10 protein-coding genes and 3 pseudogenes are annotated in these 13,799 nt (G+C 71.7%); 4 read left to right on the top strand and 9 right to left on the bottom strand.

Annotation, left to right across the window (positions count from 1 at the left end; translation table 11 throughout):
- The first annotated feature begins 869 nt into the window (after positions 1 to 869).
- Entirely contained in the window at positions 870 to 1,406 is a 537-nt protein-coding gene (locus tag ACIQOV_RS06235) for a hypothetical protein (RefSeq protein WP_401045481.1), read from the top strand.
- Positions 1,407 to 1,710: 304 nt separating this feature from the next.
- Here the strand turns inward: ACIQOV_RS06235 and ACIQOV_RS06240 are convergent.
- Positions 1,711 to 2,319 (bottom strand): annotated as a pseudogene (locus ACIQOV_RS06240) (molybdopterin-dependent oxidoreductase); the annotation flags it as partial.
- Between ACIQOV_RS06240 and ACIQOV_RS06245 the strand changes: the two are divergent.
- Positions 2,319 to 2,462 carry a hypothetical protein gene (locus ACIQOV_RS06245; protein ID WP_401045503.1) on the top strand — a complete coding sequence of 48 codons (144 nt, stop codon included), beginning with the start codon at positions 2,319 to 2,321 and terminating at the stop codon, positions 2,460 to 2,462. The pseudogene ACIQOV_RS06240 and the gene ACIQOV_RS06245 overlap by 1 nt on opposite strands.
- 144 nt (positions 2,463 to 2,606) lie before the next feature.
- Positions 2,607 to 2,759: a hypothetical protein gene (locus ACIQOV_RS06250; RefSeq protein WP_401045483.1), complete on the top strand. Its 153-nt coding sequence runs from the start codon at positions 2,607 to 2,609 to the stop codon at positions 2,757 to 2,759.
- A gap of 65 nt (positions 2,760 to 2,824) precedes the next feature.
- On the opposite strand, the gene ACIQOV_RS06255 is transcribed toward ACIQOV_RS06250, so the two are convergent.
- From ACIQOV_RS06255 to ACIQOV_RS06270, 4 genes and pseudogenes are all read right to left on the bottom strand, one after another.
- Entirely contained in the window at positions 2,825 to 3,283 is a 459-nt protein-coding gene (locus tag ACIQOV_RS06255; protein ID WP_401045485.1) for a DUF6328 family protein, read from the bottom strand.
- Between the two features lie 150 nt (positions 3,284 to 3,433).
- Positions 3,434 to 3,778, bottom strand: a complete 345-nt coding sequence (locus ACIQOV_RS06260; protein ID WP_401045488.1) for a hypothetical protein — start codon at positions 3,776 to 3,778, stop codon at positions 3,434 to 3,436.
- A gap of 139 nt (positions 3,779 to 3,917) precedes the next feature.
- Positions 3,918 to 4,751: pseudogene (locus ACIQOV_RS06265) on the bottom strand (TIGR03557 family F420-dependent LLM class oxidoreductase); the annotation flags it as partial.
- Between the two features lie 127 nt (positions 4,752 to 4,878).
- Positions 4,879 to 5,166 (bottom strand): hypothetical protein, encoded by a 288-nt coding sequence (locus ACIQOV_RS06270; protein ID WP_401045491.1) that lies wholly within the window; start codon positions 5,164 to 5,166, stop codon positions 4,879 to 4,881.
- Positions 5,167 to 6,033: 867 nt separating this feature from the next.
- Here ACIQOV_RS06270 and ACIQOV_RS06275 point away from each other — a divergent pair.
- Positions 6,034 to 6,234, top strand: a complete 201-nt coding sequence (locus tag ACIQOV_RS06275; RefSeq protein WP_401045494.1) for a hypothetical protein — start codon at positions 6,034 to 6,036, stop codon at positions 6,232 to 6,234.
- 21 nt (positions 6,235 to 6,255) lie between these two features.
- Here ACIQOV_RS06275 and ACIQOV_RS06280 read toward each other — a convergent pair whose 3' ends face one another.
- The 4 genes and pseudogenes from ACIQOV_RS06280 to ACIQOV_RS06295 all read right to left on the bottom strand — a co-directional run.
- Positions 6,256 to 7,986 (bottom strand): hypothetical protein, encoded by a 1,731-nt coding sequence (locus ACIQOV_RS06280; protein WP_401045498.1) that lies wholly within the window; start codon positions 7,984 to 7,986, stop codon positions 6,256 to 6,258.
- A 4-nt stretch (positions 7,987 to 7,990) separates the two neighbouring features.
- Complete coding sequence (locus ACIQOV_RS06285) at positions 7,991 to 8,473, bottom strand: hypothetical protein (protein ID WP_401045499.1); 483 nt, start codon at positions 8,471 to 8,473, stop codon at positions 7,991 to 7,993.
- Positions 8,470 to 12,534, bottom strand: a complete 4,065-nt coding sequence (locus ACIQOV_RS06290) for a discoidin domain-containing protein (RefSeq protein WP_401045501.1) — start codon at positions 12,532 to 12,534, stop codon at positions 8,470 to 8,472. The genes ACIQOV_RS06285 and ACIQOV_RS06290 overlap by 4 nt, the downstream gene beginning before the upstream one ends.
- A pseudogene (locus ACIQOV_RS06295) lies at positions 12,531 to 13,799 on the bottom strand (hypothetical protein); the annotation flags it as partial. The gene ACIQOV_RS06290 and the pseudogene ACIQOV_RS06295, both read right to left, overlap by 4 nt.

The following is a 13,799-nucleotide window of genomic DNA, read 5'->3' on the forward strand; positions in this document are numbered from 1 at the left end:
GAGAACAGGCGGGGGCCGGCCGGCGCCGTCATCGTCGCCGCACCTCCCGGCAGGTCCCGCGGCCGGCGAACAGCAGCCGCGCCCGCGGCTCGTCGGGGGACGGACGCACGGAGGACAGCCGTGAGCCGGTCGTGCGGTCGCGCCTTCCTCGTCCGCTGCGGGGGTGCCGGTGGTCGTCGTGCAGTCAGAGTCTGTGGGCTTCGCGGCCCCTGGTGGCCGAACAGGTGGCGGATCCGACCGCCCCGGGCGGGCTCATCCGGTGTGCCGACGGCCCGGCCACCCTGCTCGGCGGCACGTTCCCCCGCGGGCACGGTCGCCTCGTCACGGGTGGGCGGAAGGGGCTGGGCGGGCGCTGGGCGGGTTTCCCCGTGCGCGCCCGGCCGGACGGGGCGCCGGGTTCGCCGGGTCATCAGGGCCAGGCCCAGGCAGAAGACCAGGGCGAGGGACACACCGGACAGGAAGATGCCCAGGCTGTCGAGCGTCGCCAGGTCGTTGCCCAGCACGGTCACCTGGTAATCGGGCCCGCCGGAGAGGTTGTCCGCGATCAGCGTCCGGCGAAGGCACCGGACGCCGTCATCAACAGGAGTCCAAGCAACAGCAACACGGCGATTCCTTTCCGTCCCGGTCCCGGTCCCGGTCGCCCCCACCGGCCCGCGCCTACCCGGGCGGGCCCGCTCACCACGGCACCGGGGGGCTGTCGCGTGGCTACCGCGGTCAACGCCGGGCGCAGCCCGCGCCGCCTGTGCGGTCCGTGCGCGAGCGCCTGGCGGCAGCTCGCGGCACGATGAAATGACCGCACCGTCTTCGACCCGCTGCACCCGCGCGCTCGACGATCCCGGTGTCCGGCCCTTGATCCGGGAGGAAGCGTGATGTCCGCCCAACCGTTGGCCGAGCCCCTGCACATCTACCTGAACGACCACCTGACCGGCGCCTTCGGGGGCGCTGCGCTGGCTGACCGCATGGCCCGTACTCACCCCGGCAGCCCCCGCGCGCATGACCTGCGGCGGCTGGCCCGCGACATCGAGCACGACCGTGACGCTCTGGTGAGGATCATGACCCGGCTCGGCGTGCCCGTGCGGCGCTACCGGACCTGGCTCGGCCTCGCCGGTGAGCGTCTCGGCCGCCTCAAGCCCAACGGGACCGTCGTACGCCGGGCGCCGCTCAGCGACCTGATCGAGTTGGAGACGCTGCGCACCGGCGTCGAGGGCAAAGCCGCGCTGTGGCGGGCGCTACGCGCGATCGCTGACACCGATGAGCGCCTGGACCGGGTGGAGCTGGACCGCCTTGCCGAACGGGCAGCCGAACAGTCGCGCACGTTGAACGGCTGGCATCAGGTGGTCAGCGCCGCCGTGCTTGCGCACCGCCCCGGCTCCGGGCCGGGTGCCGGCTCGGGCACGGTCTTGTGAGCGGCTCGGTATTCGTGGATGAGGCAGGCCTGGCCGGGTGGTACGTGAGCTCATGCGGCGTTCCAGGCGGCCGGGAGCACGGTGGCGGTGGCGGGATCCCTCACCTGTGGCCTGCTGGCACTGGCATTATTCATCGCCCTCGCCGATCAGCACGGCACCCGGGTCATCTCACCGCGCCTGGAAGGCGACCGGCAGACCATCCAGCAGGAGTGGGTGGCCGAAGCCCTGAGCCTTCTACGGACACCTATCACCCTCCCTCGCCCTGACCCCGCGAGGAACTGGAGCCGGGCGGGGTCAGTGGTGGTGGTCGAGGGGCGCGGTACTCGGCTTCGGTAGCGGCTTCGCCGGTGTTGAGGTCGCGGCCGTAGGTCTCGCAGGCGTCCGGGTGGGCCCAGAAGCGGCCGTCGGCGTACAGCCGCTGGGTGCCAAAGGGCAGGACGGGCGTGGCCGGCCACTGGGTGCCGCCGTGTTCGCGCAGCAGTTGGTAGCTGAGGCCGGTGTAGTCGCACGGGCAGCCGGCGCTGCACAGCTGCCAGGCGGCGAACGCGGACGGGGCGTCGTGCCAGGTGATCGGCGGGCGGCCGGTGCGGTCGCGCAGGTCCATGCGGCGGGCGAAGTCGAGGAAGATGTCGAGGTCGGCCCTGGCCTGGCCGGGCGGGTCGACGGCCTGTTCGGAGAGGTGGACGGTGCGGTCGGCGTTGGTGAAGGTGCCCGTCTTCTCGCCCCAGGTCGCGGCCGGCAGCACGACGTCGGCGAGCGCGGTGGTCTCGGTGGGGAAGATGTCCTGCACCACGGTGAACAGGCCGGGCCGGGCGAGGATTTCGCGGATCCGGGTGAGGTCGGGCGGGGAGACGGCCGGGTTGGTGGCGCTGATCCACAGGAACTTCAGGGCGCCGGTTTCGGCGAGGCGCCATGCGACGCCTCACCGACCCCGGCACCCACGACGCCCAGGCCGCCGCCCTGCTGCGCCACCCCGACCTCCTCGAACCCGTCGCCGCCCTGCACCGGGGCCAGCTCGTGGAGCGGCTGACCGTCGAGGGCGCCCCACTGGCCTGATACCGCCGGCCGGGTGAGCCGACCACTTGGGCCCGCGATGCACACAGCGGCGGGGGCCTGGGCGGCCAGACTCGGCAGGCGCGGCCGGCAGCGCCGAGCCACGCCAGTGCCACGCGTCTACCGCCGAGGCGGACCGCGGTGGTGATGAGCGACCAGGACACCCCGCAGAACCCGGCCGAGCGGTTCCCGGGCCGCCGCTGCCCGACCGAGAAGAGCCAGTCCCATCCCGGCAGCGGCGAGCGGATGCGGCCCCAGCCGGACCAGCGCTGCAGGAAGCGTCATCGCGAGGGCCCGTAACCACCGCCGGTGTCGCCATGCTCGCGCGTTGCCGCCTGGCGGGCGGCTGTGCGCCGCAGCACGACCTAGGGCAGGACGAGCCAGGTGGCGGTGAACCAGAGCAGGCAGGCGGCGCTGAGGCCCCAGGCGGCGGCCGGGTTGCCGGTGGCGGTGCGCAGCAGGAGCAGCAGGGCGGCGGCGATGGTCAGGGCCAGGGTGGTGAGTCCGGTGGCGATGAGGCGGCTGGCGACGTGGATGAGTTCGGGTTTCATGCCGTGGCCGGTGAGGAAGCGGTGGAAGGCCACGGGTGCGATCAGGGCGCCGGTGGCGACGGCGCCGAGGACGACGGTGGCGACGTAGAGGTTCTTGTCGAAGTCGGGCAGGGTGGCGAAGCGTGGGGTGAAGGCCACGCCGATGAGGAAGCCGAAGAGGATCTGTGCGCCGGTCTGGCACACGCGGACTTCCTGGAGCATCTCGTTCCAGAGCCGGTCGGCGCGTTGCTGGGGCGTCTCGTCCCGGCCCGGTGCACCGTCATTCTTCGTCAACGGGTCCTCCCCCGCCTGCGGGCGGTGCTTTCAGCGGCCCGTCTGGGCCCCGGAGCCGTGCCGCTGGCACTCTCCACGCCGCCGGTGTGGGTTCGCCGCACGGACCGTCGCCTCGTGCGGCGCGGTGGGGCAATGGTCGTCCGTGACCGGTCAGGGGCGGTCCTTATGGTGACCGCACAACCAGGCCAGCGCCTGGTAGGCGCCCAAGGCGTACGCGGCGTCCGTGCGTTCTTCCAGCGCGTCGCGCAGGCGGACCGCGGCGGCCTGACACTCGGCCAGTAGCTGCGCGCGGCACGGCCCCGTGGCCCCGAGCGCGGCGGCGGCGGTGACCGGTGCCGCGACCTGGGCACCGGCGGCCCACCGGTAGGCCCCCAGAACCCCGTAATCGAACCCCGTCCAGGGCTGCGGACGCCGGTTGGCGGTGTCGATCGCGTCGAACACCTCGTCCAGTGGGCGCACCCCCACGGCCGGGATCGTCGTCTCGTCACTGGTCATGCCCGCAACCTACGACGACTCACCGCCACCCGCCGCCCGGCGGGACACCGGACAGTACTCCGGCAAGGGCCCGCCTGCCGGATGCCGGGCGTTCGGGTGAACCGCCCCGGCCGCAGGTGGCCCGCCTACCGGGCCGGGTTCAGAACGCCGCGCGCAGCGCCGGCAGCAGGGTGGCCTGGGCCCAGTCGAGGAAGGCGGGCTGGCTGTCGCCGCCGACCTGGACGAGGGCGATCTCGCCGAATCCTGCGTCGGTGAACGGCCGTACCGCCTCGACGAAGTCCTCGACCCGGTCGCCGCACGGGATGGCCTCGGCGACGTCGTCGGGGCGGACGAGGCGGCTCGCTGCGGCGAAGCCGGCTGGGCCGGGCAGTTCGGCGTTGACCCTCCAGCCGCCGCCGAACCAGCGGAACTGCTCGTGGGCCCGTCGTACGGCGGCGCCGCGGTCGGGGTCCCAGCACACCGGCAGCTGGCCCACCGCCGGTTTCCCGGCGCCGCCGTGCTCCGCGAACCCGGCGATGAGTTCCCGGTCGGGCTCCACGGCGATCACCAGATCGGCCAGCCGGCCCGCCAGTGCGCAGGAGCCCGGCCCGGACACCGCCACGCCGATCGGGGGCGGCCGGTCGGGCAGGTCCCAGAGCCGGGCTCCCTCGACATCGAAGTACCGGCCTCGTCTGCTCACGTACCCGCCCTCGAACAGCGCTCGGATGATCTGCACCGCCTCGTCGAGCATCGCCTGGCGCACCGGCACCGCGGGCCAGCCCCGGCCGACCACGTGCTCGTTGAGGTTCTCGCCGCTGCCCAGGCCGAGCCGGAAGCGGCCCTGGGACAGCAACTGCAGCGTGGCGGCCTTCTGCGCGATCACGACGGGGTGGTAGCGGAACGTGGGGCAGGTCACGTAGGTCATCAGCGGGATCCGGGAGGTCGCCTGCGCGGCGGCGCCGAGCACCGCCCACGCATAGGGCGCATGGCCCTGCTCGTCGGCATCGTGGGGGCTCAGTCGTGCCCCGGCACGTCCTCCTGCCGCCCCACTCTGACCGACGGTATTCGCGCCGCCACGGCACGCCGCAGCGCACCCGCAGGCCCCCCGGTGAATGGCTCGGTCAGCAGTCTGCGGGCAACGCGATACGGCACACTTGCCCGGCCTCCAGCTCGACGACGACGGCCAGCACCGGATGCAGCCAGCGCACCACCGACCGCGCCCCCGGATGTGGCTCCCGAAGCCGACCGGCGACCGGCGCCTGTAGCTCTGCCCGTTCCTGCTCGGAAAGCTCCCCGGTCACCAGGCGCCGACCGTCGACGAGCACCACCAGCATCTCCCGGGCGAAGCAACTGCGCTGGGTCGCCGGCGAACTGCGCACCGCCCTGGAGCGGGGCGCGATCGTGCCCACGGCCGCCGGCTCACTCGCCCTGCTCTTGGCGCCGGGCACCCTCTCCGCCTACCTCACAGCTGCCGAGCGGGGCCTGCTGCGGCGCAAGCCCGCCGCACGACCGGGCCAAGCGAGGCCGTCGCTCTGTCCAGGCACACCCAAGCCGCGATGCGCCACTGGCTCACTGTCCGCGGCCACCTCGTCGCACGCGACACCACCGAACCCATCGGCCCTGTAGGTGCCAAGAACCATGTCTGTGCTGGTCAGTTGACGTATGGGCGCTTCCGCGAGGCAGGCTGGTCGAGTGACAGCGGAGGTCTCGCTCGGTGATTGCCAGCTGGCTCCGGCCGGCTCCAGGATGGTCCGGCGCTACTGCGACTGCCCTACCTGGCCTTGACAAGTGCGTTCACCTTGATACGGCTCCTGCCGATGAGCGACCGCGACAAGGACGCCGAGATCCTCGCGCTACGCCACCAACTGACCGTGCTACAGCGACAGACCGACAAACCGAAGCTCACCCGGCCCGACCGCGCGCTGCTCGCCGCACTCCTGCACCACCTCCCCCGGACACACCTTCGGCAACTCCAGCTGATCGTCTCCCCCGACACGCCCCTGCGCTGGCACCGCGACCTGCTGCGCCGACGCCACGCCAAGGCCTCCCGCCCCAAACCTCATCAGGAACCAGGCCCACCTACTCCACGCGCTGCGCGAGTACGAGCAGTTCTACAACACGCACGGGCCCCACCACAGCCTCGCCAGCGCCGCGCCCCTACGCCCACTGCCCGAACCCATCACCGAACCCATCACCGAACCCGACCGGCTCACCCACCCCGACATCCGCCGACGCGACCACCTCGGCGGCATCCTGCACGAATACCAACATGCAGCGTGACCAGCACGGACGTGGTTCTTGGCACCTACAACGTCACCGCATGGGGGCACCTCCCGGCCGAAGGCCGGGGGAGGGCCACCCAGCAGGTCCGCAACCTCCTGATGACCCTGGACGACACGCGCACAGCCAGCATCCGCTACCTGATCCGGAAAATGCCGGCTGCTTCATCGAGGCCTTCGTCGGCGGCGGCTCAATGATTCACCTGTCGCCAAGAGCGCCTACGGCTTGGCTCCCAGATAGAACCTCCAGACATCCAAGTTCCCTCCGTCGGGAGACCTCTTCTGAAAAGTCCATCCTTTCCTGAGCGGTACGGTCGCTACTTCCCAGGCGTCAAGGCCGATCTCAAACAGCATATTTCCGCCGGACCAGACGTTGATGAACTGCTTCTTGCCATGTTCGTTCCTGACCGTGGCGATCATGTCGGCATCAACGGCGACTGAGTAGGACGTACCTGACCACCTGGCGACCGTAGAGGCAGGGAACAGGCCGTCGATCCGGCCAGCGAACACGGCGGGCCCGTTGGCAGTAAGGGTCTGACCTGCAGCGATGTTGACAGGTCCGCCTGCGATGAGGGTACGAGCCACGGTGAGCGGGGCACCCGCGTCGCGGGGGTTTCCGCTGATTGGGCTGAAGAACTCGACGGCCTCGGATTCGTTTCCATTGACGCTAATGATGTGCTTCACGAACAGGATGCCGTTCCCAGGCTCCGTCGACTCGACCTTGAGGTTGCCCTTGGCGGTGGTTGTGCCGATACTGGTGAGTCCACCGTTGGCAGTGAGCATCTTGCCCGTGGCGAGGGTGAGGTTGTCTCGGACCGTGATCGCATCACCGTTTGTGGAATTGATGTAGTTGGCTCGAAATGTATGACTGGCCGAGACCGTCAGATCATTTTGGGCGAGAATGGGGCCATTGGCCGTGAGCGTCTTGCCCGTGGCGAGGGTGAGGCCATTCTTGACGCTGATGGTGCCGGTTACGGTCGTGGCCTGCACGGTGTCGACTTTGAGGGCTTTGCTAGTGGCGATGGTGAGGTCGTTGCCGACCTTGATGGCGCCGTTGGCGGTGCGGGCGTTGATGTGATCGACATCGAGCGTCTTATTTGGGCCGAGGGTGAGGTCGCCGGTCGTGACGATATTATTTTTGATACTGATGCTGCCAGTTGCGGTCGGGGCCGCCACGCTGGTGACGGCGATATCGGGGTCGTTGACCTTGATAGAGGTGGTGAGGTAACGGACTTCGTTGCCCATCTCGGCTTGAAGGATGAAGCTTGAGTCGTCGACCAGGTCCACCGGGGAGGTCCAGCTGTCGCCGCTGGCCGTGGCTGATCCCTGGGTGCCGTCCGGCTTCCGGTAATACATGGTGTATTTCGCCTGCGCAGTGCCGTTCCAGTGGAGGGTGGGCTTGGTGCCGCGCTTGATGGCCACGGTGGCCGGGCGGAAGCTGTGTAGGTAGAAGGAGTCGTCGCTCTTGCTGACCATGCCTGTCCCGGCGCGTTCCTGGTACGGGCCGTCCTCCCCAGTGGTCGAGGTGGACTCCTCCCAGGTGATGTCGACCTTGCCGACGCCGCCGTTGACCTCGATTCCCCACAGTTTCAGCTCGACGCTCCAGGTTCCGTCGAACGCGGCGGGCTCGTCCGGCGGCGGCGAGCAGGTGAAGACGACCTTGTCGGGGTCGCGGGTGTCGGCCTCGACAGTCCAAGCCCGCCTCCCTGTGGGAACGGTCAGCTCGTAGTGGATCAGGCTCGGTTCGCTGGTCAGGGCGGTGGCCTGACGGCCGGTGGGGATGCTGACCGTGAACGACTTGCAGTGCACGGGCCAGTTACCGCCGGACTTCACCTTGCCGTAGGTGAACGTCAGGTCGGCGTACTCCGGCTTGGCGAAGGTGGAGACGTGGATCGGGTCCGAGGGCACCAGGACGGGCGGGAGCAGCATGGGGGGCTTGGGGGTGGTCACGGTTCTAGGCCTCCTGGATGGCTGTGGTGGCGTTGCCGGTGCGGCGCTGCGGGCTGCTGTCGCCGGGGGCGGTGTCCTCGGTGATGCGGCTCTGGGTGCCGGGCGGGGTGCTGATGTCGAGGGTGAGCGCGAGGGTCCAGCTGCCGTCGAAGTGGGCTGGCTCGGCGGGGGTGAGGGTGATCAGGGTGGTGGCCGGGTCGGTGGTGGTGGTTTCGACCAGCCATTGCCGCCCGCGGCCGGGGCCGCGTTCGAGGTCGAGCCGGGTGCGGTAGACGACGGGCTCCCCGCTCCGCACGGTGGCGGAGTCGGCGAGAGGCAGGCTGACGGCGATCCGGGTGCACTGCACCGGCCAGCTGGTGCGGCCCGCCGGGTCGTCGCCGACGGTGAGGCGGACGCGGTTGAGGGCCACCTCGCCCGGCTGTTGGGCCGCTGCCGGGGTGTGTTCCAGGTGGTAGGGCAGCAGCAGGGCTGAGTCCGGGCTGGTCACGACGCGGTTCCTTCCTGGGCCGGCGACGGGGCCGACGAAGAAGCTGGGGCCGGCTGGAGTTGGAGGTAGCCCGAGCGGGCGACGGGCGGCGGCGCGTCGGGGTGGGAGAAGTGGTCGGCGTTGTAGATGAGGTGCTCGTCCCACTCCGGCAGCGGCTGGCCGCTGGCGGTGCCGTCCACGGGGAGCGGTTCGGCCCAGGTCCAGTCGCCGTGCCAGGCCGCGGGGCGGGGCATGACGAGGGACTTGTCCGGCGGCTCGCCGTGCACGCTGAACTCGCGGACGGCGCAGGGCCCGGCGGCGGCAGCGATGTGCCGCAGGCGCAGGAAGCGGACGGTGAGCGGCGTCTCGGGCTCATAGTGGATCTCGTCCACCTGGGCGGAGCCGCGCAGCACCGTCCACTCCTCGCCGTCATCACCGCAGGCTTCCAGCTCGGTGGCCACGGGCTTGCCGCTGCCGTCCGGGCGGCCGAGCAGGAGGTCGATGGCTTCCACCCGGCGTTCGGTGTGCAGGTCGAGGCGGACCCAGTCGCCTGCCGCCGGCACATCGCCGCTCTCGTAGCTGGTGGTCGGGTCGCCGTCCGTCATCGCGGAGGCCGGGTGGCCGGGTTGGGCCTTGAGGGAGGCCGTGGCCGCCGGGGGGCCGAACCGGTCGGGGGCGAGCAGCGGGTTGAGGCGGAAGGAGGCGCGGATGCGGGCGAGGGCCCGGTGCGTGGTGTCGGCGTCCACGGCGACTTCGGCCACGGGGAGGATGTCGGTGGTGGCGTGGACGGCGGTGTGGGGGCAGGCGAGCAGGGTGAGGTGGTGGGTGGCGGGGCGGTCGGCGGGACGGGCGGGCAGGGTGAGGTGGGCGCCGGCTCCGATTGGCGTCACGTAGGGGTTGGCCGGGCCGTTCGGGTCGACGGCATGGAAGCGGTGGTAGCGGGTCGGCTGGTCGTGGTCGTCGGCGGCGAAGTAGCCGATGAGGCCGTCGGAGAGTCGGTCTGGGTCGCCGAGGCACACGGTCCAGCGGTAGTCGGGGTAGTTCGCCGCCGGCGGGTTGAGGGCCTGCTTCCAACTGGGGTCGGTCAGCGGTTCTCCCATCAGGTCCAGGCTGAGCTGGGTGCGGATGAGGGCGATGGGGCGGCCGATCAGGCGGGCCGGGGAGCGGTCCTCGTCGGGCGCGGGTTCGAGGATGTGGTCGAGCGCGGTGTCGATCGTCCTCGTCAGGGCCTCGAATGCCTCGGGTGCGTGGCCGAGCAGGCCGCGGGCGAAGGCGGCGAGGTGCGGGTAGGCGGCGGCGAAGTCGGCGTCGCGCGGGTGGCGGTAGGGGGCGTGCGGGAGCGCGTTCCAGGCCGTGGTGCGGGTGTTGTGGACGTCGCGCACGACACGCAGTTCGCCCAGCGGCTCTCCGTCGGGGCCGTAGGCCAGCAGGGTCCGGTCGAGGTGGTTGACCAGCAGCCAGCCGGCCACCGGTGCCTCGGCGCCGGGGAGTTGTGCGGCGTCACCGGCCTCGGCGACCTCGGCGGGTGGCTGGTCGCCGCGCAGCGGCACGGTGTCCAGCCGGACCCGGGCCGGTTGGATGAGGCGGGGCGGCAGCTGCACGAAGCGCTGCGGGCCGGGCGGGTTCGGGAACAGGTCCTTGTCCGGCAGGACGCTGTCCGCGCGGACCGGTTGGAACTGGATGGGCTGGCTCTGGGTCGGCTGCACCAGGGAGCACACCCGGCCGAAGCGGTCGATGACGACCAGCTCGATGAAGTGGAACTGGCCCGCTCGCACGGGTTGGAAACGTTGATCGCCGTGGCCCTCGGCGCCGTCGGGGACGTGGTTGCTCTCCCCGGCCTGGGACAGGACGGCCTGGTCGGTGGCGGCCTGGGCGGCCCCGTCCAGCTGGATGAGCCAGTCGTGGAAGCCGTCGAGGGCCTGGGAGAGTACGTCGATGCCGTCCAGTTCGGCCCGCATGGCGTGCAGTTGGCCGGCCAGCTGCGGCGGGGCGTGTTCGGCGAGCCGGCGGGTCTGCTCGCGCAGCACGTACCGGGTGGCGGGGGTGACGAAGGCGCGCGCGCCGAAGGCGTTCCAGCGCCGTCCGCCGTCCCCGTCGCCGGGCGCGGCGCCGGTGCCCTTCCAGCGGTAGCGGTAGCGGTCCGGCTCGGGGTCGCCGTCCTGTCCGAGGCCGAACTCCCAGTTGGGGGTGGCGTTCTGGCTCTGGTAGGGGGTGGCGCAGTGCTTGATCTGCCACTGGAGGTAGAGGGGGAGCCAGGGCTGGCGCCAGACGTGGGTGTATTCGGGCCAGGGGCCTTCGGTATGGGCGGCCGGGTCGGCGACGACGGCGTGCAGCGCGGTGTCGGTGCCGCCGGTGGCCGGGGTGCGCACGGCCTGGTCGAGCAGGGCGAACTCGGCGACCACCGCCTTGATGATGCCCGGTACTTCGGGCGTGTTGGCGGGCAGCAGCGGGTTGGCGGGGACGGGCACCAGGGTGCCGTTGATCTTCACCTTGGTGAGGAGGCGCGACGGCAGGCGGCAGGGCAGCGGGTCGTCCTCGTCGCGGCCGAGCGGCTGGGTGGTTCCCGTGCCGGTCAGGGCGAGGACGGGGTCGGCGGGGCGGTGGTAGCTCTGCCTCGGCGTGCGCTTGAGCTCCAACTCGTCGGGCAGCCGTTTAGTCTCGGCGTAGCGGTCGATCGCGGTCTGCGTCTCTTCGGGGGTCAGGCCGTGCGGGACCAGGCCGCTCAACCGCTTGACCTCGGTGTCGAGCACCGTCACGCGCGCGCGGGCCTCGTCGATCTTCTGGTCCCAGGCCCGCTCGTCGAAGGCGTAGTCGAGGGGGCGGCGCTTCTCGGGCAGGTTGCGCAGCCACCACAGTGACCACAGCCGCCATTGCGCGGCGGCGAGTTGGTGGCGGGCCTGGTCGTATTCGTCCTGATCGCGATTGAGGGTGGTGATCCAGTCCGGCTGTCCGGGGGGCGGGGCCTGACTGTCGGCCGTGTCGCTGGGCCGGTTGACGATGTGCCAGGTGGCGCCGCCGTCGTGGCCGCTGAACCAGGAGCGGCGGGTGAGCTCGTCCAGGGAGTTCTGCCAGTCGGGGCCGTCGAGCTCGTCGGGGTTGCCGTGGAACAGGGCGCGGACCTGGTCGGCGAGCTGGGTGCCGGAGGCCTGGTGGTCGACGAGTGCGGCGACGGCGTCGGCCGTGCTGTGCCCGATCGCGACCTTGACGTCGCGGGTCTTGGGGCGGTCCGAGTCCGGGTGTCCGCCCTCGCGGTTCCACGGAATGCCGAGGGCGGTGCCGACGTAGCGGGTGCGGGTGACCGTGGCGGGCATGCCGTCGGGGGCGGCCCATCCCAGGGCGCGCAGCACGTCGGCCACGTTGTCGGGGTCGGCGTCGGGGGGCAGCAGTCCCTTGATGTCGCGTGCGGTTTTGAGGATGTCGGCGCTGTCCTTGCTGTACCAGCCGATCACGCAGTAGCTGACGGTGCAGGGCGGCGGGTAGCTCTCGCTGGCCTTGAGGTCGGCGAGGGTGTCGTGGAAGAGGAAGACGTTCTCGTGGTACGGGGCGAAGGCCGCGAAGGCGGGCAGGCCGCTGCCGATGGCGGTCAGGAACAGCGGCCGGTCGGCCGGCTCGCTCCAGCGGCCGGCGGTCAACGGGTGGACGCGGCCGATGTAGTCGGCGCGGGGCGGCCGGTCGGGGTTCGGGTCGACGAAGGGGGTGAACGCCGACTCGACGGGCCCGCCGTCGGCCTTCTCCAGGTAGTCGCTGTGGACGAGGAAACCGGCGGCCTTCATGACGCCGCGCACCTCGGCGTAGCGCACCACCAGCCACCTGTTTGGCACCAGCGGGAAGGTGCTGACGCCGGTGGCTGGGTCGATCACGCCGGTGGCCAGGGCCTCGGGCAGCTGCCACTGCACGTGGATGCCCTCTTCGGGGTTGCCCTCGGAGTGCTGGATGGGCGGTTCGGCGTTGCTGCGGAAGTCCTTGGAGAAGGTCCACGGGTAGCGCGGACTCCAGCGCCGGAAGTCGTCGAAGTTGGCCACGTCGCGGGTGGCCAGTAGCGCGTGGACCTCGACGGGGACGATCAGGTCGGTGTCGGTCATCGGGCGCTCTCCTGGCCGGGCGTCGGGTCGAGGGTCAGGCGTTGCTCGACGGGGGCGTTGACGAGTTGCAGGGCGAACTCGCCGGGTGCGAGGTCGCCGAGGGCGGGGTCGAGGACCTGGGCGAGGGCGGGCACCAGGCCCCGTTCGCCGCGTAGGGCCAGGACGTCCGGGGCATCGTCCCCCGCGCGCGGGCGCAAGTGGCGGGTGAGCAGGCCGCCGCCGACGGGGTAGTCACGGCGCAGCGGGTAGCCGAGGTTGGTGCCCGGCCGGTGGTCACGCAGGTTGATGACGCTGTTGTCGCCGGTGGCGCTGGTGCTGTCGATGCCGAAGTGGATGCCCTGGCCGGGCTCGCGGATGACGATCTCCTCGGGCAGGGCGTCCAGGAGTAGCAGCAGGGTGTCGGGAGCGAGGTGGTCGCGGCGCAGCTCGGTGTTGTCCGCTCCGGCGGCGGTGGTGAGGATGTCGAAGACCGGCCAGGCTTCGACGAGTTCGGAGCGGATGAGCAGCCCGGCGCGGCGCGGTTCGGCGGAGCGGGTGCGGCGGCGGTCGACGGCGGCGGTGAGCGCCGGGTCGACAGCTGCGTCCAGGGAGGTGTGGACGCCGACGTCGCGGGCGCCGGCGAGCAGTGCTTCGATCCAGTTCTCGTCGATGCGGAACAGCCGGATCGACTCCGGGGGGAGCATCGCGGGGTGCGGCACCAGGTAGTTGAACGGCACCCGGCGCAGCAGCGCCAGTTCGTCCAGCCAGGCCGGCAAGGTGCGGGCGTGCCGTGCGGCGGTGGCCTGCAGGGCCGCCATCTGGGGCTCGGCGGTGAGCGCGGCATGGGCGGCGGCCTGGGTGAGCCGGGCACGGCGGCCCCGGCGGGCCGAGACCTGGCCGGCCGGGACGAGCGGGCTGGCGAGCGCCTCCAGTAGGCCGGCGGCGAAGGTGGGGGCGGCGAGGTTCCGCAGGGCGCGCCCGTCCAGGTCGCCGGGGTCGGCGGCGGCGAGCACCGGATCGGCGGCCAGGGCCATCACCGTCGCGGCGGTGTTGGCCAGTTCGCGCCGCGCCCGGGTCATCTCCTCGCTGTAGTCGGGGTCGCTCAGTGCCAGGGTGCGGCCCAGCGTCCAGGCGGCGGCGTAGGAGACGTCGAACAGGCCGTGCTCCGGCTCGTAGATCAGCGCGTGGTCGGCGGTGGTCTTCGGCTCGTCGCGGGCGAAGTCGCGAGTCACCGGCGCGATCACGGGGGTGAGGGGGCCGCGGTACCAGCCGTAGGTGGTCTCCCC

This window comes from Kitasatospora sp. NPDC091257 (assembly GCF_044757675.1).
GTDB lineage: Bacteria > Actinomycetota > Actinomycetes > Streptomycetales > Streptomycetaceae > Kitasatospora > Kitasatospora lactacystinica.